Source organism: Massilia sp. TSP1-1-2 (assembly GCF_049896185.1).
Classification (GTDB): Bacteria; Pseudomonadota; Gammaproteobacteria; order Burkholderiales; family Burkholderiaceae_D; genus Telluria_A.
In genome coordinates, this window is sequence record NZ_JAFCTU010000030.1 from 1 (window position 1) to 24,242 (window position 24,242).

Genomic DNA, 24,242 nt, shown 5'->3' on the forward strand with positions numbered 1-24,242 from the left:
CGCGGCGAAATCTTGGAACAGCGTGGTCAGAACGGACATGGCAGGCATGGATAGTAAAAATCCATGCTGGACGCCGCGATTTTAAGGTGATGTCAAGTGTTATTGTGAAAAAATTGATAATAATTTACTGAAATGCACGCCCATCGCTAACTTGGGTGGATTGGGTTTTGCCCCCCCGCGCATGCGCTAACATGTTGCCTGTTCATCCGGGCCGACATCATGCATAGTTCACTCCTGCAAGGGGCTGCAAGCCGTAACCGCCGAAATTTCCGGAATCAACTCAATTTCGTTCGTAGTACATTTCATTGTTGACCATACAACGCGACAAGCCCCATCCTGATCGGCCCGCCGACATTAGCAATGCGACAAAACCAAAATATCTACACGTCTGTTCGCAAAAAGGTCCATACTGCAAGAAAAAGCAACTGATGCAACCGCATCACACACGCTTGCAGTTTTCGGTATTTCATACTTGCAACTGCTCCGCCAATAGCAACTCACATTCACTTCCCAAGTCATGGCGCTCCCTTATGGAAAACCAACCGGTCAGTTGGGTGATTAATTGTTACTCCGAGGAAGTAAAGCGGGGGCAAGACGCGTCGTGCACCGTTGAAACTATCGTGGCGGCATGGGAGGGTATAGACTCTGTCATGCGGCGAATAATCGGCAAGGGCGGCTTCAATGCGCTTTTTTTTCAAAGCATCGAAGTTACTGGGCAGTCGTATCCTTGGCTTGCAACGCTTTCGCAAGACGGTCACCCTGATATGGATTTAATGGCTCTTCGCGCACTCCTCTTAAAACAGGACACGATTGACTTCGCAGCGGCAAGCGATGCTTTACTGTCATCATTTTTGAACAGGCTTGTGGACTTGATTGGCCTTTCGCTTACTGAACGGCTACTTCGGCCGGTACTAGACCCGCTACTAACAGTCAAGTTATGAAGGACACTTCGCTATGCGTACAAAAGTAAAAATCAAACGCCTTTTGACTGGTGTGCCGGGACTGGATGAATTGCTTGGTGGGGGGTTGCCTGAACTTTCCTTCAACCTGATTGCCGGTGAACCGGGATGCGGTAAGACAACGCTTGCCCACCAAATGATGTTTTCGTTGGCTACGACTGAACGTTCAGCTCTGTTTTTAACGATTTTAGGTGAGCCTCCGCTTAAAATGCTGCGTTATCAGCAGCAGTTCGATTTTTTCGATGATGATGCCATTAATAGCTCTGTTCGATTCGTCAATCTTTCTGATGAAACGCTGACTGGTGACCTCGATCTCGTGCTCGCTCGGATCATCGAGGAGGTCAAGAATCACAAGCCGGCTTTTGTTTTTGTAGACTCATTCCGCTCGGTAGTGCGGGCTGCAGCCCAGAACGATAACGTCCGAAATCAGTTAGAGCATTTCGTGCAGCAACTCGGAATGACGATGACAAGTTGGCAAGCAACCACCTTTTTAATCGGTGAATACGCGGAACCTGGCGATGTCAATCCGATATTTACGGTTGCGGACGGTTTAATCTGGCTGCGTCAGAGCAATCATGTTAATTCAATGGTACGTAAGGTTGAGATTGTGAAAATGCGTGGGCAGGCAACGATACCTGGCCAGCATTCGTTTCGCATCAATGAAGAAGGTATCAAAATTTTCGCGCCAGTGCGCATTTCAGAGATCGTGGATGAGATTGAATTGAGTCCTCGCCTGCTCTTTGGTATTGCGCGATTGGACGATATGCTGGGCGGCGGCCTACCACAGGGCTTCTCGCTACTGATCGCAGGGCCATCGGGTTCTGGAAAAAGTGTTTTGGCAGCGGCGTTTCTCGCTGAGGGCGCTCGAGTCGGAGAAACCGGTGTCATAGCAGCTTTCGAGCAACGTCCCGCTAAAAAATCGCGAAATCCTATTTTGGCGAAACTGGTCAATGATGGCTCTGTGACTGTGATAAATACGAGCAGTCCCGATCTTTCTGTCGATGAAATAATCGTCTTGTTGGTCAATGCAATTCGCCAGACCAAGGCGACGCGCGTTCTAATTGATTCACTCTCCGGTTTTGAACTTGCGTTGGCGCCGACTTTTCGAGAAGATTTTCGCGAATCGATGCTGCGTTTAGTGACAACGTTAGCGGATGCGCAGGTAACTGTCGTGATGACATGTGAACTTGAAGACCGCTATTCAGATTTGCGTTTTAGCCCGTACGGCACTGCATTTTTGACAGACGCCATTATCGTACAGCGGTACATTGAGGTCGAGAGCCGTTTGCGACGGCTGATGGCCGTTGTGAAAGTGCGTGCCAGCGAGCATTCTGATGAATTACGGGAATACACCATCGACAAAAATGGTGTTCAAATTGGTGACATGCTTATCGACCAAGAGGGATTGCTTGGTGGTAGACCGACAAAGAAACGCGAGGCAACGCCGTCGAGAAAAGTTTCAAAGTCTACAACTCGTACGTAAGCGTTCTACGGTGACACAAGTGCTACTTCGCGGGGGAGCTTACGTCATGTTCGATAACTACTTATTGCTCGAAAATTCATGAATAGCGAGCGTCAACTGGAGCTTGTCGAAGCCAACGAAAAATTGGTGATGGCCATGTTGCAGGCCCATTCTGAGCGCGACGCCAGCGAAAAAAGGTTGCGCGATATAACGTTCTCGGCCGGGCTTGACGCGCTGACAGGGTTGTCAAGCCGTGTTCTCCTCCTTGATCGGTTTCAACACGCAATTGTAAACGCAAAACGCCGGGGAGAACGACTAGCGCTTCTTTTTCTCGGCTTGGACAAATTCAAGCATATCAACGACACATTTGGACATGCAACAGGCGACCAGGTATTAAAGATCGCCGCGCGTTGCTTCACCGCTGCCAGCCGCAAGGCGGATACGGTCTGCAGGTACGGAGGTGCCGAATTTGTGATTCTTCTTGAAGAGATATCCGAAGTTTCGGACGTAGTCGCTGTCGTAGAACAGATTATTTCATCCCTTCGTGCACCGCACCGAGTTGGCACCTATGCCATTCGCCTCACAGCGAGCATTGGTATTAGTTTATACCCGGACAACGGAGATGAAGCAGAAATGCTTATCGCACTGGCCGAAAAAGCAATGTGTGCAGCCAAGCGTATTGGAAACGGCAGGTTCTTTTTTTGTGGGAAAACAATTTCGCACGAGATTCTGGGAACACACCTCGTACCACCGCTAATGCCACACAAAAATTTGTTGGCAGAAAAAGACCGACGAGAAAAGCTTCGCAGAAGTGCCGATGAACAGTTGGCCAATTCCACGCTAACTGCGCAGGAACTGCGGGCCGGCGCCGATCAGGCGCTGCGTCGGCAAACTGAGTTTCTAGCATTATTCGCGCATGAGTTGCGCAATCCTCTCAGTTCACTTCGCAACGTCTTGTCAGTGTTAAAGCAGGCACCGCCGGAAGCCGCAATCGGAATGAAAGTTCAGGATATCATTGACAGGCAAGTGGTTCACATGTCAACGCTGTTGGACGACGTTCTCGACATGTCGCGCATATCGACTGGAAAATTGCGTCTTAAGCGAACGCTTGTAGACATCTTAGAAGTGATTGCACAAGTCGTCGAAACAACTCATGCTTCTATCGACGAGCGTCGCCAGATACTATGTTGCGATCTGCCTGATTTTCCAGTGGAGATATTCGCAGACCCGACTCGCTTAAATCAAATTTTTGGAAATCTGCTTGATAACGCGTCGAAATATACCCCTAAGGATAAAACGATTGAATTGACAGTCGAGATAAACGAGACGTCGGTTATTGTAGAGATAACAGACACTGGAATTGGTATCACAGCTGAGGCATTGCCGAACGTTTTTAAATTGTTTGTTCAGGATTCTCACGCCACGCGCTTTGATGGCAAAGGGCTTGGTATCGGTTTGGCTCTTGTGAAGGAGCTAGTCGAAGCGCATGGCGGCAGCGTAACCGCAAATAGCGACGGAAGAGGACTTGGCAGCCAGTTTAGAGTCACTTTGCCGAGGCAGTTGGGAGTTAGTTGCAATAGTCAAATTGCCGACAAGGCTTTGTCGCGTTCCGAAAAAATCGAATTTTCCAAAAGAGAGTTGTAAGCCGGAACCGCTGGAAATTCCGACTTTTCAAACTTTAAATTAATAGAAAACTCACTTGGGGCTCTTTGTACTAGCGCTCAATTCCGCGAGCAGGATTGCAAGCGGCCCCCTTTGGCGCCCCTGCGTGGCTTACCGAAACGTGTAATTCGCGCTTGCGTACAGGCGCCGTCCGCGCGGATCGGTATAGCTTGGGTCGTAACCCGACAAAAAGTAATACGCCTGGTTCGAGTAGGGCGGCGCGCGGTCGAACATGTTTTGGACGCCGGCGCGCAGCTTGAGCATGCTGCTTGGCGCGTAAGCGAGCGACATGTCCCACAGCGCATAAGCGCGCACGCGGTTGGGCGCCACCACGCTGCCGTCGTCAGTATTGATGGCCGAATTCTGGTCGGTATAGGCCGACGAAAACGTGTTCGACAGGCTGGCCGACAGCGCGCCCCGTTCCCAGTCCGCGCTGACCGTGTGGCGCCAGCGCTGGACCACGCCGTCGGTGACGAACTTGCCCAGGTTGCTGATAAAGGCGTCGCCGGGGCCGGTCTGGATCTTGGAAGAGAGCGCGTAGGTGCCGTTCAGGCGGGCGCCAAAGCGGCCGGCGGCGGTGTCGATGCGGTGCAGGTCGAGCACCACATCGATGCCGCTGGCCACCTGGGCCCCGCGATTCTCCTTGTGCAGCTCGATGTAGTCGATGTAACCGTCTTCGTCGCGATGCACCAGGTTGCCGTACTTGGCCAGGTTGCCCAAAATGACGTCGTCGCCAATCTCGCTGATCAAGTCGGTGCGCTTGATGTGCCAGTAGTCCAGGCTGGCGTTCCAGTGCTTGCCCGGCTCGATCAAAAGCCCGGCCGAATACTGGCTGCTGCGTTCCGGCTTCAGGTTCGGATTGCTGTAGCGGCGCGTATCCCAGTTGTCGGCGCAGTCGGCGTAGTTGTTCTCAACCGTTGCGCAATACACCGGGTCGGGCAGGGTGGCGGTGGCGCTGTAGACGGTCGGACGGTGCAGTTCGGACATCGACGGCGCCCGAAAGCCGCGCCCGGCCGAGGCGCGCAGCATCACGGATTTGTTGGGTGTAAAGGCCAGTCCCAGTTTTGGACTGAGCGCGCCGCCCACCTGCTGGTAGTGGTCGTACCTGGCCGACAACTGGCCCTGCCAGCGCTTGCTGAACGGGGCCAGAATCTCGCCAAACAGCGCGCCAACCCGGCGCCGGTCGCTGGTGGCCTTGCCGCCTTCGGGGGCGCCGTCATTGTTGATGTTGTCGCTCATCAGCAGGGCCGACGGCGTAAAGTCGGTGCGCTCGCGCCGCACTTCGCCGCCCACCGCCACGCCCAGTTCGCCGCCTGGCAGTGTGGCCAAGGCGCGGGTGGCCTTGAAGTCGAGCGTGTCCATGGTGCCGCGCGCGCGGCGCACCACATCGTTGACCTGGATACTGTCCAGCAGCGCCACGCCTTGCGCACTGGACGGGCCAAACGGATTGACCAGGCCATCGGCAACGCCTTGCAGCAGCCGGTCGTACAAGACGTAACCGTGGGTATCCTTGTCCTTGACGGTGTTGACGCTGTGGTTGTAGCCGACGTCCACATCCCAGCCAGCGGCGCTGGCAGTCAAACCCACCACGTAGCGCTGGCTCTCGCTGGTCAGTTCGCTGGTGCGCCGGCCCGCGTCCGACAGGCGCATGCGCAGTGCGAGTTCGCCCGGAGTGTCGTCGTCGAGCTGGTCCAGTCCGGTGTTAGCCAGCGCCGGCACCTTGCGGTAATCGATGTAGCCGGTCACCCGCGCCGACGAGCCGACGTAGTTGGTGCGCGAACGGCTCAGCGCCACTTCGGCGTAGGCCTGGGCTGTCGCGCCCACCTTGAGCACGCCCCGGCCGAGCAGGTTTTGCTTGGTCGATTCGGGATACAGTTCCGTGTCGCCCATGTAATTGTAGGTGCAGCCATCGACCCCGCCCGTGCCGGCGGGCAGATACAGGTTCGCCGGCGGATTGCAGGCGGGAATCGACAGGTTGATCAGCCGGTTGGTGATGGGCCGGCCGTTCAGCTCAAAGCCGGTTTCCTGCAGGTGGTCGCGCTGGGTGGACGTCAGGCGAATATTCGCCGGGCTGGTAAAGCCGGACAGCAGGTGGCCCAGGCGCTGCGCAATGTCAAGTTCGCCGACGAAGCGGCGCTGCTCCGTGCCCAGGCGCGCGGTGCGCTGCACGTCGGCGATGGCAAACACATTGTAGCCATCTTGTTCCAGGTTGCCGGCGCCCAGGCTGAGCGTTGCCGCGCGCTTGCCGGCGCCGCCTTCGCGCGTGCCCATGCCGTAGGCGCTCATCTGCACGCCGCGAAAATCCTTGCGGGTGATGAAATTGATCACGCCGCCGATCGCATCCGTGCCGTACAGCGCCGAGGCGCCGTCGAGCAGCACTTCCACGCGCTGTATGGCGGCGGCAGGAATATTGTTCAAGTCAACGCCGGTATCGTCCCCAGGGGAGGCGAAGTTGGCCATGCGCCGTCCATTGAGCAGCACCAGTGTCGACGAGGTGCCAATGCCGCGCAGGTTGGCGCTGTTGAAACCGCGCTGGTCGCCGCCCACATTGATGCTGGCGCCATCGGTCAGCCCGCCCACGTTCGACGAGATGCGCGCCATCAGTTCGGCAGCGGTGGTGACGCCGGCCTTGTCGATCTGGTCGCGCGTGACGATCTGAACCGGCAACGGCGTTTCGGACGCCAGCTGCTTGATGGCAGAACCGGTGATTTCCACCCGCTGCATGGTGCTCTCGTCAGCGCTCGCGCCGGACTGGGCCCACGCGGCGCCCTGCGCGAGCAGGCCGCCCATGGCTCCCGCGCCAAGCGCCAGGCGAACGGCCCTTCCCAGGCGCGTGCGGTTAAAAGGAAAGGTAGGGCTGTGGTAAAGCTTGCTCATCGTATATTTTTCCGGGAGTGAGGGCGGTAATCGCCTGGCATGTTTGCATAAGAATATTGCAAGATTGTATCTTTACTTATGTTCGCTCGGCAAACATTATCGACCGGCCAGCCATGCCGAGTCTTCCAATGCAATGCAAAAAAAATCGGGTTCAATCTGGCGCCTCTCCTCGCATCGCATTGCCATGGGCCAAGTTGGCCAACCTGGACTACTGCAAGCCACCAATTCTGGCCGCGACCGTAAGCTTTTAGCAATGCCCTCAAATTAGTTGCGCATTCGCAAACTAAGTCAGCTAGCATCTTTGCCATCCCACATGCTGATCAAGGAGAAACTTCATGCCAAAAAACCGGGCTGCAGTCGTATTCATACATGGTCTGTCCAAAAAACCTTCTCCTGCGGAATTAAAACGGATCTGGCTGTGGGGTCTGGAACGCGATAACCCGATGCCGTCCGCGTTCCCCGCGCCCAACCGCGGCGTCAAGCTCGGCAGCAATGGCGTTTCCACCAGCTTTTGCTATTACGCGGACGTGTTTTACGGCGACGACTACGAACAAGACTTCCACGCCTATTACGAACACGCCTCCGCGCAAAGCGAACTGGCCGTCGACGGTCTGGCCGAGGCCGACCCATTGTTCAAGAGCGCCAGCGGCGTCACGCCGCGCGAACAGGCCTTCTTGCAAGCCTTCGAAGCCCGGCTGGAAGCCAATCTGCACCTGAACGACCCGGCCGACGCCGCCCTCATCGCCAGCGGCGCCGCCGGGTACGAAGTGGCCGGCTTCCTGCCGCGCGCGGTGCGCCAGGCCGTCATCAAAAAAGCGGCGATGGAGGCTTATTACTATTTGTTCGACAAACAATACACGCGCCGCGACGGCGCCACCTTCCAGGTCCGCAGCGCCTTGCGCAACAAGCTGCTGCAAACGCTGGCGGCGGCCAGCGCCGAAGCGGAAAAAGTGATCCTGGTGTCGCACAGCATGGGAACCATGCTCGCCTATGACGTGCTGCGCAACTGCCCCGATTGCGTGCCGGTGGACACCTTGATCACCGCCGGCTCGCCGCTGGGCATTCGCGAAGTGCAGGATGAACTGATCGCCGTCGACGCCAAGCGGATCGACTTCCCCGACCAGAAACTGACGCACTGGATCAACATTTACGATCCGCTCGACCCGATTTGCGGCGCCGATCCGCGCTTTGCCAACGATTTCCTGGCCGTCAATGGCAAAGCGGTCACCGATATCCGCGAACCGAACTGGGGCAGCTGGCGCCACACGATCACGCACTATTTGGCGGGTTCAAAAATGCGCGCGGCAATCGCCGAGGCAGCCGGCATCAGCCGGGATTGAGCATGACGCCCCAGTTGCTGGTAACGTCGATCCTGACGGGGCACTGCCCGGACGTGCCCGTATGGGATTTGAGTAAGGCGGTGCACACCATCGCCGACGGGATTGCAACCGAACCGGGCCGCTACGACGCCACCGGCGCCTGGAAGGCATGCAACGCCTTGAACCGCGAACGGCATTTCGCCCTCACGCTGCACATCGGCCAGGCGTGGTTTGCCTGCCGCGACTTTTCTGCGCTGCTGGCCAAGCATTATGCGCAAGCGCTGATCGAGCTGTCGCACTTGCAGCAGGCCGATGCGTTACTGGACCAGGCCATCGAGGCCGTGCAGCGCACTGCCGGCGCGCGCACGGTGCATGTGGAACTGGCCGAATACCGGGGGCAAAAGGCGCGCATCTGCAAGCAGGCGTACGTCGACGATGGCGATCCGGCGCGCCTGGTGCAAGCGTTTGACGCCTACCATCATGCCTACCTCGACAACCGCCTGACCAACTACTGGCACGGGGTGAACGCGCTTGCCTTGCTGGCCCGCGCCGAGCGCATCGGCATGACGGGCCTGGCGCCAGTTTCCTCGCGCGAGCTGGCCCGCCAACTGCTGTCCGACATGCAGCAGCGAGCCGTGGACAGCCCATGGAAGATGGCCAGCATGGCTGAAGTCTACCTTGCCCTGGACGAACCGGACCATGCGGAACTATGGCTCTACCGCCTGTTGCACGCCCCCCAGTGCACGCCGTTCATGCTGGAGAGTCTGGGGCGCCAGTTGCGCGAGATCTGGGACGCCCGCGCGCTCGACGGCGGCGTGCAAGCGCAAGACCGGCTAGCCTCGATCATTGCCAGGCACCAGATGGCGCGCCTGTCCTTGCTGTCGCTCACGCCGCCCGCCTCGCGCGCCGAGCAAAACGAACTCGAACGCAATTTTCAGGGAACGGGCGCGTTTTCCATCGACACCATCAAGCAAATTTTAAGCGCCTGCGCCTCGATCGGCTGCGTGTGCAACAGCCATGGCGTGCGCCTGGGCACCGGCTTTCTGCTCGATGGCGCCGCGCTGGGGCTGGGCGGCGCCGGCCCGGTCTTTGTCACCAATGCGCACGTGCTCAGCGATACCGTCCCGGGAGCAATCCGCCCAAGCGACGCGCTCGTCACGTTCGAGCTGGACTATCCTGCCGATGGCAAGCCGGTCTTTCACAAAATTGCCGAGATCCTGTTGACGTCGCCGCCCGGCCCCTTGGGCCAGCCAAGCCAGGCGGAGGGTTTGCTGGACGTGAGCGTGGCGCGCCTGGAACAGGCAACTGGCCATGGCGTGCTGCAAGTGAGCGCGCTCTTGCCGATCGTCGACGGCCAGGCCAAGGCCTACGTCATCGGCCATCCGCGCGGCAGCGGCCTGCAGATCGCCGTGCATGACAGTGAACTGCTGGCCGTCGACGACGCCAACCGCCTCGTGCATTACCGCACGCCGACCGATCCTGGCAGCTCCGGCAGCCCGGTATTTAATGAAGACTGGCGCCTCATCGCGCTGCATCATGGCGGTTCGTCCACGATGCCCAGGTTCCGCCCGGCCGGCACTGTGTACCAGGCCAACGAAGGCGTGACGATCCAGGCGATTCGCGCCGGCATTCGCCTGGCAAGCCTTGGTGCGGCAATGGCCGGTCCCGATGCCGCTTGAGCGCGCCGCGCCGCAAGCGGGCAAGGAGCGCAAGGAGCACAAGGAGCAACTCAGTTACTGCGCCTTTCTCAGCTACAGCCACGCCGACCACAAGCTGGCAAAAGCGCTGAGCCATGCACTGGAGCGCTATCAGCTGCCGGCCGGCGTGACGCCCGATGCCGACCTGTGCGTGCGGCCCGACCCAAGACGCATCGGCCGCGTGTTTCGCGATGAGGACGAATTGTCGGCCGGTGGCCAAATTTCCGAGGTGTTGACCGAGGCGCTGGCTAATTCAGCCCACCTGATCGTGCTGTGCAGCCCGCATGCCGCGCGTTCAGTCTGGGTCGACAAGGAGGTCAAGGCGTTTCGCCGCTTGCGCCCCGATGGCAAGATCTTGCCCGTCCTCGTCGGCGCCCACGCCGCGTCCAGCGCCGAGGTGGCGCAATGGTTCGCGCCGGCGTTGCTCGATACTGGCGCCGCCGACGGCGACGGTCCGCTCGCGCCCGACGTGGCAAAGCATGGCTTGCGCACGGCAACGCTGCGCCTGATGGCGGCCTTGCTGCCGGGGCTGGACTACGACGACCTGGTCAACCGCGATGGTTTGCGCACGCGCCGGCGGCGCCAATTCTCCGCCGGCGGCGCTGCCGTGCTGCTGACGCTGTTTTCCACGCTGGCCTGGCTCGCCATCAGTGCCGCCAAAGAGGCGCAGCACGAAACGCGGGTGGCGCAGCAACGCGCATCCGAACAGATGGCGCTGCTGTCCCAGCAGGCACTCAAGGATGGCGCCGTGTCGCTGGCGGCGCGCATGGCCTTGCACGCGCTGCCGTCGGCCACCCAGGACAGGCCGCTGGTATGGCAGGCCGAAGTGGCGCTCAACAACGCCAACCAGCGCCTCACTGAAAGCTTGCACCTGTCCACGGGCAAGAGCGACACGCTGCTGGCGGTTCCGCGTCCGGATAAGCCGCAAGAGCTGTTGACGATCAATGGTGCGGGCGAATTTGTGCGCTGGAATCTGGCCGGGGACAAGGCCGTGCCGGTTCTGTCAAGGTTAAAGCACGAAGGCAAGGCGGCGCTGCTGGAAGCGCGTCTGGTAGCCGGGCTCAACGGCGTTTTGGCCAGCGACAAGGCGGGCAATCTGTACTGGTGGGACATCGCTGCCAACACGCCGTCGAGAAGAAAAATAGCAGACGAGATCCGCAGCATCTCGCCCGACAGCAGCGGCCACCAGGCCGTGGTGTTGACTGCAGTGGGCAAGGCGCCCATGCCGACGGCAACGCTGGTGGCGCTCCCCAGCCTGGCCACGGAGCGCAACTTGCCAATCCCGGCCGGAATCGTGCCCCAGTTCGTGCACTTGAGCGCCGGGCAGGGTCGATTGAGCCTGGTTGGCAACGATGCGGGAGTCAACCATTACTTCACCTGGATCAGTGACCTGCAAGGCAAGGTGCGGCATCGCTTTCCCGATGCCGTCGAGATGGCGGTCAACAGTTTTATCTCGGAAGACGGCGACAAATTGTTCGTGTTCGATGCCGACGGCCAGGTCACCGTGTCGCAGGTGGCAAGCGGGCGCACGCTGTTCAAGAAAAACGTCGCGGAGATGCCTTACGGCGCCGGTTACGCCGCGCGCCACAACTTGCTGGCCGTGGGCACGGACCAGGGCAAGATCTACGTCTGCGACCTGGACACCGGCCACACGCGCCAGATCGGCAATGATAATCCCGGCGCGCTGTTTGCGCTCAGCTTTAATGCGGACGCCAGCACGGTGTACGGCGCGGCGGTGCAGGGCAAAGTGGGTGCGTGGCGGGTGCACCCGCCCAACGCGCCAGCCATACTGCAGACCGACCCTTTTCACCGCATGACACTGGACTTGACGGGCGCCACAGTGCAGGTTGGCGTGGGTGCGGCGGGCGCGCCGTCGGTGCCGAACGTGGTCGGCACCGCGGACAACTGGACGCGGGCGCCCGCGTACAGCAACACAATGCAGCTCTCGGACGACGGCAGATTCCTGGCCATCGGATCGTCCGAAGGCCATGTCAGCGTGTTCGATGCCTCTGCCGGTGTTGCGCGCCTGATGGCAGGCGCGTGGCTGGGCGCATCCGATGTGATCCATATGCGCTTCGATGCACGCCGGCAGCGCCTGGTCGTCGGGCTGGACAATGGCGATGTGTATGGCTGGCACTTGGCGACCGCACAAGCGCCGATAAAATTGTTTCACGGCCCGGGACGGCCGGTCGGCATCGTTCCAGGCAAACACGGCTTGCTGGCAGGGTTTGCCGACGGGACCATCGTCTCTTTGGGCGACGAACCAGCGACGGCGCCTTTCATCGCGACCGGCAGGGCACTGTCCGCCTTGTCGGGCAGCGCCGACGGCGCCACCGTGCTTGCCGCTGACGAGCGCGGCGATGGCGCCCTGTATGCGACCGACAATGGAAAACTCATGCGGCGCCTGGTCGAACCTGACCGGGTCTATTCGGACCAAGGAATCCATGCTCAGGCGCTGCTGCGCCTTGATGGCGCCCAAGCCCTGATCATGGGAAGGGACGCTCGCTTGCGGCGATGGGACGCGCGCTCCGGCACGCTGCTGTCGAGTTTGTTGATCGATAAAGACGCCGCGCTCGGCCCGCTGGCATTCGGCCCGGGCGGACAGTTCGCTTACATCGAACGTGGGGTGGCTCACCTCGTCGATGCGCAGGGCCGCGCCGGCATCATCAGCGACAGTTACCTGATCGACCGGCTGCAAGTTGGCGCGGACGGCGAGAGCGTGTTCACCGTATCGCACGACGGCATGGTGCGGCAATGGGCCGGCGCCGGCCCCAGGCCGTATGCCTACACCGACCTGCGAGCCGAGCATGGTGCGAATATGCGCGGCAACGCACTGCTGGCCCATCCGGACAGAAAGCGTTTTTTCGTCGTCAGCGGGGGCAGGGCATTCATGCTCCCGGTGCTGCCCCAGGGAGCCGCCCTGCGCGCGGCGGTACGCCAGCAATTGCCCGCAGCCGGGCGCGAGTTAAGCCGCGCCGATCTGGCGCGCTACCACGTGCAGCCGGACGCGCTGTTGCTGGCCGCTCCGGCCCCGGGCCGCATGGCCGCGATCGGCCACTGGCTGGCGGCGCGCCTCGGCGGCGAACACAAAAATTGAATTTTTCAGCTTGACAGCTCAGCATGGGAGAACGTGATGGCCGATGACCAACGCAAGGTGTGTTTCGTGGTGATGGGTTTTGGTAAAAAGACGGATTACGAATCAGGGCGCACGCTCGACATGGATGCCACCTACGAGGCCATCATCCGGCCGGCGGTGGTGGCGGCAGGCATGCGCTGCATCCGGGCCGATGAGATCACGCATTCCGGCCTGATCGACATGCCCATGTACGACATGCTGCTGCGCTCGGAACTGGTGATTGCCGATATTTCGACAGGCAATGTGAATGCGGTCTATGAGCTTGGCGTTCGGCACGCGCTCAGGCCGCACTCGACCATCATCATCAAGGAGTCGGCCGGCAGGCTCTCGTTCGACCTCAATCACGTCAGTACGCTGCACTATGAACACCTCGGCGCCGACATTGGCCACCGCGAAGCGCTGCGCGCGCGCCTGGCCCTGGGAAAGCTGATCGACTCCGTCATGGCCGAACACAAGGCCGACAGCCCGGTCTATACCTTTTTGCCAAGACTGCGCCAGCCCCGGTTAAACGACGACAAGTACGAAGCCTTGCTGAGCCAGGCTGAAAGCATGCATGGGCAGTTGAGCGGGCACTTGAGCGCGGGCAACCAGGCCTTGCGCGCCGACCAGTTTAACCAGGCGGCCAGCGCGTTCGCCGCCGCCGAACAGCTGAAACCGGGAGATCCGTCGATCGTGCAAAAACTGGCGCTAGCCACCTACAAGTCCCAGTTGCCATCGTCCGGCGCGGCATTATCGGCGGGCATTGCCGTGATCGCCGCGCTCGACCCCGAAGGCTCGAACGATCCTGAAACGCTGGGAATTGCCGGCGCCATGCACAAACAGCGCTGGCAGCTGCAGCATGACCGGGCGGACCTGGAGACGGCCATTCGTTACTACGGCCGGGGGTTCGTATTAAGGCGCGATTACTACAACGGCGAAAACCTTGCCACCTGTTATGATTTTCGCTCTGGCATCCAGAGCGATGCCGCGCAAAGCATGTATGACAGCATGTCGGCCACCAAGGTCCGGCAGGAATTGATCGAACAATTGACTGCGGCCATGGCGGCGCCGTCGTTTGAAGAGCGTTCGGACCGCAAGTGGATGCACGCGACGCTGGCCAATTGTTATTTCGCGCTGGGCCGCATCGACGAAGGCGCGCAACAGGAACACGCCTTTGTCCAGCAAGCGCCGGAACAATGGGAACGCGATTCCTTTGCTGCGGGCAAACAAGCGGCCTTGCATAGTGCCGCACGCACGACTAAGTAAATCGGTGCAGGCTCGGGCCCGTGGCGCCGGCCCGAGCGGGACGCACCCCAAGCCCGTTTCAAGGTGCTTGGGAGGCGACGCCGCGGTCATTGTCGTTTGTCCTGAACTGCCGCAGCATGGTGTCAATGGCGGCAAATTCAACCGGCTTGGTCAAATGGGCGTCAAAACCGGCTTCATTCGAGCGCCGCCGATCCTCTGCGCTGCCCCATCCGGTCAGCGCGATCAGGAAGGCTACCTGTAACTGCGGCGCCGCGCGAAATTGCCGCGCCGCTTCGTAGCCGCTCATGCCAGGAAGGCCAATGTCCATGAAGACCACGTCAGGAAGAAAGTCGATAGCAACCATCAGCGCTTCCTCTCCACTAAAGGCCGAGCAGGTTTGATGCCCTGAAAGGTCGAGCATCATCGTCAGCATCGTGACGGCGTCGACGTTATCGTCCACAACGAGAACGCGGCGACGAGGCAACTGTGCCGGCATACCGACGGGCAGGGTGACAAACCGGTTGGGCGGCGCGGCAGCTATCGGCAATCGGATTGAAAAAGTGCTGCCAAGACCGGGACCGGCGCTTTCGGCAGCAATGCTTCCACCGTGCATTTCCACCAGTTGCCTGACCAGCGCCAGGCCAATGCCCAAGCCGCCCTGACCCCGGTCCAGTGTATTGTTGATCTGCGTGAACATGTCGAACACTTGATCGAGCATTTGCCGAGGAATTCCCAGGCCGGTATCGGCGACTTCAATCACAACGTTGGCGCCCTCCGACCGTGCGGAGAGCGCAATAGTGCTGCCATTTTCACTGTATTTTGCTGAATTGCTCAGCAAGTTGCCAATCATCTGGACCAGCCTTGCGGGATCGGCCTCGATCCACAACGGCTGCTGCGGCAGGGTGACGTGCAAGGTGTGCTGAGCAGCGCAGATCAGTGGCTGGGCCGCCTCGGCAGCTTCTTCCATGACAACGTCCACCAGCACGCGTTGCAAACGCAGCAGCACCTTGCCGCTCGTGATGCGGGAAATATCGAGCAGGTCGTCGATCAGCCGCGTCACCTGGCACAGTTGTCGCTCCATGATATCGAGGATGCCATGCGACGACGCGAAATCGCTCCTCAAGCGCAGCACTTGCAGGCCGCTCGCGATGGGCGCCAGCGGGTTGCGCAGTTCGTGCGCCAGTGTTGCAATAAATTCGTTTTTGCGGCGATCCGCATCCGACAGCGCTTTTTCAGAACGGGTCAACGCGGCATTGCGTCCAATGAGTTCACGCGCCATTGTCAGGCGCTCGACGGCGTTCTCGACAATGCGGGTGAGGGCGAGCGGCGTGAGTCCGTCTTTGGCAATGTAGTCCTGGGCTCCGGCGCGCAGCACCAGGCGTCCAACCTCGGGGCCGGTGCCTCCGGTCAGAACCACCACCGGGCAAATTGGCAAGCCGTCGGGGCCGGCCAGGGCCGCGAGCACGTCGAGTGCATCCATATCGGGCAAGTTAAAGTCGAGCACCACGCAATCGGGCAAGGCCGGGCTACGCAAGACGGCGTCCACGCCCGCCCCCCCAGTTTGGCTCTCGGAAAAAATGTAGCGGCGCTCCATGCTGCCACGCAGCAGCAGGCGTCGGATCTCGCCGCAGTCGTCCGGGCTATCGTCAATGATGACGATGCGCCAGTCAGACGTGGGAAGGGCGGTCATGAACCAATGCCCGCGCCCGGCGCTGCACAACTTGCAGGAAGTCGCGTGTCCATGCAGGGCTTTGCCAACCAACCGTGCGAGGTGTCCATATCCATGTTATTGACGCGCCTCCCCATGGGGCACAGTAAAATAGAACGTTGTTCCGCTCCCAGGCAGCGAAGTGAGCCATATTTTTCCACCGTGTCGCTCTACCAGTTTGCGCACTACCGTCAAACCGGTACCGGCGCCGCCACCATACTCGTCGCGCCCATGCAGTCTTTTGAAAAGCTTGAAAATTTGGGAAAAATGCACGGCGGGGATACCGATGCCGTTGTCGGCTACGTAAAAAATCCTGTGCTGCTGCGAATTTTCCGGACAGCCCAGCCTTGGATGTGGTTCACCGACCTCAATGGTCCCAATCTCGATGCGCTTTGGAACGGTATCGGTAAAGCATAGTGCATTTGCAATGAGGTGAATATACACCTCTCTGCACCAGCCACGGTTGCCGTTTGCGATCGGCATCGGCCGGGGCAGGACAATCTCGACCTGCGCATCCGCGGGCCGAACCACCATCTCGACCGCCTCCGCGACAATCTCGTTGAAATCGACGCTTTCAAGCGTCAATGCCGCCTTCCCGATGCGGCCAAAGTGCAGGAGCGACTCGAGCAGGCTGTCCATGCGCACGGTCAGGCGCATCATCCGGTCGAGCTTGCCGCGGTCCTTGTGATCGGGCAGCACGGCGTCTTGCGCCAGTTGGAACGCGTATTGATGAATGCCACGCAAGGGTTCTTTCAGATCGTGGCTTGCGACATAGTTGAACGCATCGAGTTCTGCGTGGCTGTTGGCCAGTTCGGCGTTCAGCGACAAGCGCTGCTCGGCATTGTCAATCACCAGTTCGACCAACTGCTGCTGCAGCTTGGCCACTGCCTCGCACTCCACCGACGTCCATGGCAGCGAGCGTTCGCGCACCGATTCAACAAACAAGGCAAAACTGGCGCGCGGGGTCAGGCGGGTCCCGTTCGGGCCAGGCACCATGACTTTGTCGTGTGGATTGCCGGCCCAGTTCACGGTCTGGATCGTTTCCGGGCGAAACCACAGCAATAAGTCGCGCCCGCTGCGCGACAGCGGCACCGCCAACAAGCCGCTCGCCACGGCGGCAAAGGCGGCAGCCGCCGGGTAATCGCGCGCGAGGCTATCGGTGGCATACAGCCTTTTCGGATTCCCGGAGAACTGAAAATTGTTCAACCATTCACCGAGCTGCGTAAGCTGCGTGGTTTCAGGAGTCGTGCCAACACAGTACCATTGACCATCGTGGTACAGCGCGGCGCCGCTTGCTTGAACGCCGTTCATCAGGGAAATTGGGCCACCGGCCAGGGCGCCGAGCCCACCTTCGCGCGAAGCGACCGTCACCAGCTGGTGATGCACCGAGTCCATTTGGAGACGGTAGGCCAGGTGTTCCCTGTCCTCGACGGCATTATGCTGAAGCGAGATGACCTGGGCTAAAAACTCGCATGCCGCCCGCACCTGGTAGGGCAGGTGCTTGGGCTCGTCGTAGTGGTGGCAGGTGATCAGGCCCCATAGCTGGCCCTCGCGGCGAATTGCCATGACGGCAGAGCCGCTTACCAACATATTTTGCAGGTATTCCGTGTACATAACCGACACGCCGCGCAGAAAACAGTACGTCATGTCGAGCGGGGCATTGGTATCGGGATGCAGCAGCGGGACCATTTCCGCCAGCGTACCAGCGCTGTTGGGAATCGGACGGAACCAGATCTTGCTGAACATGTCGCGCGCCGGTTTGGGAAAATCTTCTGCCGGAAAATGCATGCCGAGCCATGGCGCCAGATCGGCGCGTTTGCTCTCGGCGAAAATTTCGCCGTGGCCATCCTGATGGAACTTGTACACCATGACCCGGTGCATGCCCGTCATTTCGCGGATTTCATCGGCGGCCAGGGCGCAAAAATGCAATAGTGAATCGGCTGTCTGAAGCCGAGCAACGGTTTTTTTGACAAAGGCGTAATGGTCGAAGCTTCCAGCGGTGCTGCGGCTGGTTGTTTCACACTCGAGGATTGCAACGTCGTCGATCACATGGACCGTCACGTCGATCAGTCCGGCTTGGTCCGCTTGGCCCCGGTCGTCTTTCAGCGATAGCAAATACATTGGATTACCATCCAGCGCTTGCGCGGCGAGGAGAATGCGTAATTGCTCCTCGCCCTCGGCACCGATCACGGCACCAACCGGCTGGTTCAGGATAGACTCAAGGGCGTGTCCGAGCACGCCTTGGACATTGTCACTGGCTTGCACAATGCAAAGGTCCGCCAGCCGCAGTACCAGCAGGGCGCCGTGCGCCTGCACGCAGCCGGGAATGCGCACCGGTTCGCTGTCGCAGTTGTAAAAGTTCACGCCTTCCCGCTTGATACTATACGGTTGGGAAAGGAGAGCGGGCGTTGTCGCCTTGCTGTCGATCGTCGTCATTGGATGGGTGATGCTTTGCTTGGCAGTGTGAAATAGAAAGTCGATCCCTGGCCTGCCGAGGAATCGACCCAGACCTGTCCGCCATGTTGCTCAACGAGCTTGCGAACGATGGTCAACCCTGCACCGCTGCCGCCGCCGTAGCTGTCGTGGCCGTGCAGCCGCTTGAAGAGTTTGAAAATTTGCTGATGGTGCTTGGCCTGGATACCGATGCCGTTGTCGGTCACGTAGAAAATGGCCTGGCCCAGTATCTTCTGGGGGCAGTGCGGACGCGGGTGGCTGTCGTTTGGCGCGATATAGCCGACTTCGAGGCGCTGGTTGGCAGTGTCGCTGTACTTGAGCCCATTGGACAGCAGATTGACAAAAATCTGCCGGCACCTGATCCGGTCGCACAGCACCGTCGGCAGCGGGCGCGGCACCGCCACTGCATGCTCCTTGTCGATGGTGCGTGAGCCAAGAAAATCCAGGGCCTCCGCCAGAATCTCGTTGAGGTCAACCTGTTCCAGCAAAAGATCGGTCCCGCCCACCCGCGAGAAGTGCAGCATCGAATCGAGCAAGCCATCCATGCGCACGGTGAGTCGTACCAAACCGTCGAGTTTGCGACGGCTTTCGTCATCGATTGATACAACATCTTCCAGCAATTGATGTGCGTAGCGATAAATGCCGCGCAAGGGCTCTTTTAAATCATGGCTGGCGACGTACACGAAAGCATCGAGGTCCGCGTTACTGCGCGCCAAGTCGGCATGCAGCACCGTACGCCGTCCGGTCTGTCCGGCCACCCACTCGGCGAGCATGAACCGCAGGCTGGCAGCAGCGTCGATTTCAACCAGTCGCCACGGCAGCGACTGCTGCAGCACCGATTCGGCAAAACGTTCAAAACTGCGGCGTGGGGTCAAGCGCGGACCGTTTGCGCCCGGCACGGTGGGCTTATCGTAGGGGTTGCCGCCCCAGTTCACGGTCTGGATCGTTTCTGGGCGAAACCACAGTATCAGGTCTTTTCTGTTGGCCGAAACTGGCACGGCAATCAAGCCGCTACCCACCTTGGCGAACCCGGCGGCAGGGGCGTACGCCTGGGCCAGCTTGGCCGTCACGTACAGGGGACGCGGGCACGCCGGGAGCATGACAGCGCTGAGCCAATTGCCCAGACCGGTCAGCTCATCGTCGGTAGGCGTATTGCCGATGCACCACCAGCGCTCGAGATAGTAGAGCGCGGCGCCGCCCGCATCGATCCCGTTCAACAGCGATGGCGTGCCGTTGATGAGGCCGGCCAGGCCACCGTCGCGTGCGGCCGCGGCCAACAACACTTGGTGCACGCCTTCCATTTTCAGGCGGTAAGCCAGGTGCTCCTTCTCTTCGGTCGCTTGCTGTTGCAGCGAGACCACCTGCGCCAGGAACTCGCAGGCCGCGCGGATGTGATACGGAATATGGCGCGGCCCGTCGTAGTGGTGGCAGGCAATCAAACCCCACAGTTTATCGTCGCGCCGGATAGCCAAGGTCAGCGCCGCCGTCACGCCCATGTTGCGCAAATACTCGGTGTACATGATGGAAACGCCGCGCAAGACACAGTGCGTCATGTTCAAAGGTGCGCAGGTATCCGGGTTGGCGAGCGGAACGAGCTCAGCGAGCGCACCGGAAACGTCCGACACAGGCCGTATCCACGTTTTGGTGAAGATGGCGCGCGCCGGTTTGGGAATGTCTTCGGCCGGATAGTGCAGACCGAGCCAAGATGGAATGTCATCGCGCCGGCTCTCTGCCAATACCTCGCCGTGCCCGTCGTTGTGAAACTTGTAGACCATGACTCGGTCCAGACCAGTGAGCCCCCGCACGTCGTTCGTGACCACATCGCAAAACTGTTGTAGCGAGCTCGCCGACTGCAACTTTGCCAAGGTCGTTTTGACCAGGGCGTAATAGTCGGGCTTGGGTTCGACGGTATGGCTGGTGGCTTCAAATTCCAGCACCGCCACGCCGTCGATGGTGTGCACGGCCACGTCGAGCACCGCGTCGCCAGTGCCCGTATGAGTGCTCGGCAACGTCATCAGATACACAGGATTGCAAAAAACTGCTTCTTGATCCAGCAAGCTGCGCAAGCGGGATTGGCCCTCGACACCGATCACGGTACAGATAGACTGCTCAAAGAGTTGCTCGGCAGACTGTCCCAATACAGCGGCGGCATTTTCGCTGGCCTGCACAATGCGCAAATCCGATAGCCGCAGCACAAGCAAGGCCCCATGGGCTTGCACGCAGCCCGGGGTTTGCACCGGTTCACTGTCGCAGCTGGCGATCGCCAACCCATCGCGCTTGGTGCTGTAGAGCTCGGGACGCCCGTCCAGGTTGACGGCGCCTGCAACGGTCTGAGTCATCGGCTTACTTCTTTCTCACACCACTGCTGGAGCGTGTCAAAGGTGGCGCGCGCGCTGGCGACAACAACGTCCTGCTCGCTTGACGTCAAGGAGAAATCGCTAATGGCAGTGCGAAACTGCTGCCACATTGCGCCAGTTTGCCCGCCATACCCGCAAAAAAACTTTGCGCCAGAGTCTTGTGCGACTCCCAGCTTTTGCTCCACGTACCGATTGATGATCACGCCGCCCAGCGTGGCGCCTTCAAGAACATACAAACACCCGAAACACTCGGCAGCGCTGCCAAGCGAAGGCAACTGCGTGCAAAGCGGTAAACGGGTGTCGGTTTGCTGCCCGAGTGCGATCAGATCGGCTTGCAAGAGGGGCGTTTTGCGTCGTGGCTCCACGGCAAGCCACGGGGCAATGAAGCCGCCATCGTCGAGCAGCCACTTTTCGACGGGTTGGTAGAACCCGTAAAATTGTTGGAGTCGACGCCTGTAGCGCTCAAGCGTCAAATCATCCTCCATTAACAGAAGCGTTCGCTCAACGGCATCATGCTCGGTACGTGTCTCACTACGCAATCGGGAAAGCAAAGGTGTTTGCAGCGTGGTACCCATTTGTCTAAAAGAAGCTTTCTAACAGAATATTCAGGCTGAATGGCAAGATGTTCAATGGGGTCGTTTGCAATCAGAACCATACGCGCTTCCATTGCGAGCATGGCGTGCAATAGCAACTTCCGCCTCAGGTGCATGAGCAGATTATCTCTTCCATGGTGTAGCGTCATCGGTCGATGACCTTTAGGACGGCTTGAATGAATGTGGAGAGTAGACCGAGAGACGCCCGCTATGTCCGCAATTGCAGGGCTATCTTAATTTAATGGAGGAAACAGGGACCGCAGGGGTACGCAGCTCGCATTAACCAAGATCATAGCGCATATCCCGGCAAAACCTAGGCAAATAAGGCAATTTTCTGCGGGTCATGGCAATCTGCTATCGCCTCACGGACGACGGAACCCGTTGCCATTGGTCGCGTCCCTTGGCCTTGGCAGCATACAGCGCGCCGTCGGCGCAGCTGATGAAAGCCTTCACATCGGCCAGGTCCGAGGTGAGAGGAACTTGCGTGGCAATCCCGATACTGGAGGTCACGCGACGTTGTTGTCCTTGCGCGACGGGCGGCAGGTCGCGGATGCCTTGGCACAAGGCCGTAGCGATATGTTCGGCCGCCTTGGCATCGGCATTGACCAGCAGAATCGCAAATTCGTCGCCACCGATGCGCGCCACACTATCGCCGGCGCGGCGCCCGTTATGGGCCAGGAATACCCCCACCGCAGCCAGGCAGGCGTCCCCGGCAGGATGCCCGAAAGTGTCATTGACGTACTTGAAGTGGTCGAGATCGACGAGCAGCAGCGACAGCGGATAGTGCAAACGGTGCGCGCGCCGCCATTCGAGCTCCAGGTGCGTATCGAAGTAATTGCGGTTGTTCAGTCCGGTAACCGCGTCGGTAAAACTGATCTGTTCGAGTTCGCGCGAGCGCTGTTCCAGCAACAGCGTGGTACTGACCGCCACAATATAGTCTTGCTGTCGCCGGTACGCCGCAGGCAGCACATAGACCAGAAAACCAATCGACAGTGCACCCCAGGTCCACTCGACGGAGTTTCCGGACAACAGCATTGTCACCCCGGCCGGCAGCAGCAGAATGAGCGGGAAAAAGATGCGTAGGGTGGTGATGAACGCGACGGCAAACGTGCCGCTGCCAGCCATGCCGGTGACCACCAACACCGTCGCGATGCGGATGGGTTCAAGCTCGGGCGCCAGCAAGGACCAGATCGTCATCGTGCTCCAGTGCGTTGCGCTGCTCAGCACCGTGAAAATGAGCGTACGCTCCAAAAATTGCGCTTGCCCCGCAACACGCTTGCGCATCCTGCCATACACGAACAAACGCAGGCTGGTGGTCACCCCGAGAATGGCCAGATTAATCCAGAAAAAATGCGGCGCAAGGCGGATAAAATCGGCCCGCACCACCAGCAGAGTCCAGATCACGGGATAGGCGACCAGGCTGATCAGATTCTGGCTACCCAAGTCGAACAAAATGCGTTCGCGCAGTTCCGACTGATTCACTTGATGCTGTTTCATTGAAAGACCAATAGGGTGAAATGACGCTGGGCCGGGTTAATGCGCACGGCGATAGAGCGGTTAGCTTATCAGTAGAATGGACGATTATTAGTGAATGCAGGAAATTGTGTTGCTTCTTGGGCAGGATAGGGGCACTGGCGCCAGCAGGGACCCGGGCCGTGGCGCAAGCGCAGGCGTGCAGGCGGGTGTACCTACTTTTGCGGCAACCGGCGTCCCGTGTGGTGACCCCGACCGCGGTGTGACCCGCCTATTGGGCGCGCGCCGAGCCCGGTACCGCGAAGACGGCGGTGGACAAGGTCAACAAGGCGCCGCCAGTGCTAAGCTGACGCCATGTCAGAGCACCCGGACAATTGGTCCGCTAGAGATTACAAGGGAAGAGCACGTGAGCGAACAACGTTACAGCCGCATTAATTATCAAGGCGCGACGTGGGCGGCCGCCGGCTACACTGCCATCGTATTCGTCTTCGCTTTTGCTGTGGGTACAATCCGCGTAACCCAAATAATGCCGCGAATCGGGGCAATACCGGCCGTACTTCTGGAAGCACCGATCGTGCTCGCGGTAAGTTGGAGAGTTTCCCTTTGGTGCAATCGGCGATTCCGTCTCGGCTGCGAACCCCGTACGCGAACGCTGATGGGCGTGCTTGCCTTCATGCTTCTCATGCTGCTTGAGTTGAGCTTTTCCGTCTTCATCTTTGGCGAGACCGTTGGCCACTACTTGGTGCGAACAGCGTCAATATCCGGCGCTATCGGTCTGGCCACGCAAGTCTGCTTCGCAGCCATCCCATGGATCCAATGCCGCTTAAGCTCCGGAACGGTCCGGCATAGTTCGCCGTAGCCTTTACTGCAACGTCTACAATGGGCCGAAGGGCTGCGTTTCGCACGCCGCTATTATTTCAGCTTTTCATGGTGAGCCATCCACCTGCGTTCCACTATGCAGCCTGTTCCGATGTTTGCCTTAGCACGGCATCGTAGGGTATCAGGTGCAGTGGAACGCAAAACCGGGTTAAGCATTCGCATGGTCAACGTTTCCTGCGATGAACCGCCCCGCCAGCATGGCCGACACCCTTACCGACTTATTAAAAAGCTAGACTTTGCGACGAGCGATGACTGTTGCGAAGCGCTTGAGAGAGTTGACTGTGGCGCCTCGAAGTCATGAAATACTTCCTCAAGGATGTCCCACTCCGCTAACGCTTCGTTTAATTCGTCGGCGCCGAATAGGTAGTAGCAGGCCGGGTCGAACCTATCCAGAAACGTCGTTCCTTCAGGCGGCATTCCGGGCAACAAATTGACAGCCTAA

Annotated in this window: 13 protein-coding genes; 7 read left to right on the top strand and 6 right to left on the bottom strand. The window is 59.5% G+C overall.

All coding sequences use genetic code 11. The features are described from left to right. The first annotated feature begins 530 nt into the window (after positions 1-530). The 3 genes from ACP7BV_RS21195 (at position 531) to ACP7BV_RS21205 (ending at position 4,065) form a co-directional block, all read left to right on the top strand. Positions 531-941, top strand: a complete 411-nt coding sequence (locus tag ACP7BV_RS21195; protein WP_426106610.1) for a hypothetical protein — start codon at positions 531-533, stop codon at positions 939-941. Positions 942-954: 13 nt separating this feature from the next. Next, positions 955-2,442 (top strand): RAD55 family ATPase, encoded by a 1,488-nt coding sequence (locus tag ACP7BV_RS21200; RefSeq protein ID WP_426106611.1) that lies wholly within the window; start codon positions 955-957, stop codon positions 2,440-2,442. Between the two features lie 78 nt (positions 2,443-2,520). Then, positions 2,521-4,065, top strand: a complete 1,545-nt coding sequence (locus ACP7BV_RS21205) for a diguanylate cyclase domain-containing protein (protein WP_426106613.1) — start codon at positions 2,521-2,523, stop codon at positions 4,063-4,065. A gap of 129 nt (positions 4,066-4,194) precedes the next feature. Here the strand turns inward: ACP7BV_RS21205 and ACP7BV_RS21210 are convergent, their stop codons facing one another. Then, a complete protein-coding gene (locus tag ACP7BV_RS21210; protein WP_426106614.1) occupies positions 4,195-6,960 on the bottom strand; it encodes a TonB-dependent receptor in 2,766 nt (921 codons plus the stop codon). 335 nt (positions 6,961-7,295) lie between these two features. On the opposite strand from ACP7BV_RS21210, the gene ACP7BV_RS21215 reads away from it, so the two are divergent. The 4 genes from ACP7BV_RS21215 to ACP7BV_RS21230 are packed head-to-tail and all read left to right on the top strand — an operon-like array spanning position 7,296 to position 14,357. Continuing rightward, a complete protein-coding gene (locus ACP7BV_RS21215; protein WP_426106615.1) occupies positions 7,296-8,300 on the top strand; it encodes a hypothetical protein in 1,005 nt (334 codons plus the stop codon). 2 nt (positions 8,301-8,302) lie between these two features. Next, positions 8,303-9,958, top strand: a complete 1,656-nt coding sequence (locus tag ACP7BV_RS21220; RefSeq protein ID WP_426106616.1) for a serine protease — start codon at positions 8,303-8,305, stop codon at positions 9,956-9,958. After that, positions 9,948-13,073 (top strand): TIR domain-containing protein, encoded by a 3,126-nt coding sequence (locus ACP7BV_RS21225; RefSeq protein WP_426106617.1) that lies wholly within the window; start codon positions 9,948-9,950, stop codon positions 13,071-13,073. Before ACP7BV_RS21220 ends, ACP7BV_RS21225 begins: the two co-directional genes overlap by 11 nt. 36 nt (positions 13,074-13,109) lie before the next feature. Then, on the top strand, positions 13,110-14,357 hold the full coding sequence (locus ACP7BV_RS21230; protein ID WP_426106618.1) for a tetratricopeptide repeat-containing protein: 1,248 nt from the start codon (positions 13,110-13,112) through the stop codon (positions 14,355-14,357). A 58-nt stretch (positions 14,358-14,415) separates the two neighbouring features. On the opposite strand, the gene ACP7BV_RS21235 is transcribed toward ACP7BV_RS21230, so the two are convergent. The 5 genes from ACP7BV_RS21235 to ACP7BV_RS21255 all read right to left on the bottom strand — a co-directional run bounded on the left by ACP7BV_RS21235 (position 14,416) and on the right by ACP7BV_RS21255 (position 22,945). After that, a complete protein-coding gene (locus ACP7BV_RS21235; protein ID WP_426106619.1) occupies positions 14,416-16,026 on the bottom strand; it encodes a response regulator in 1,611 nt (536 codons plus the stop codon). 96 nt (positions 16,027-16,122) lie between these two features. Further along, positions 16,123-18,480: an ATP-binding protein gene (locus tag ACP7BV_RS21240; protein ID WP_426106621.1), complete on the bottom strand. Its 2,358-nt coding sequence runs from the start codon at positions 18,478-18,480 to the stop codon at positions 16,123-16,125. Further along, a complete protein-coding gene (locus ACP7BV_RS21245; protein WP_426106622.1) occupies positions 18,477-20,765 on the bottom strand; it encodes an ATP-binding protein in 2,289 nt (762 codons plus the stop codon). Before ACP7BV_RS21245 ends, ACP7BV_RS21240 begins: the two co-directional genes overlap by 4 nt. 68 nt (positions 20,766-20,833) lie before the next feature. Beyond that, positions 20,834-21,430 carry a biliverdin-producing heme oxygenase gene (locus ACP7BV_RS21250; RefSeq protein ID WP_426106624.1) on the bottom strand — a complete coding sequence of 199 codons (597 nt, stop codon included), beginning with the start codon at positions 21,428-21,430 and terminating at the stop codon, positions 20,834-20,836. 372 nt (positions 21,431-21,802) lie between these two features. Next, positions 21,803-22,945, bottom strand: a complete 1,143-nt coding sequence (locus tag ACP7BV_RS21255; RefSeq protein WP_426106625.1) for a GGDEF domain-containing protein — start codon at positions 22,943-22,945, stop codon at positions 21,803-21,805. Positions 22,946-24,242 lie beyond the last annotated feature (1,297 nt).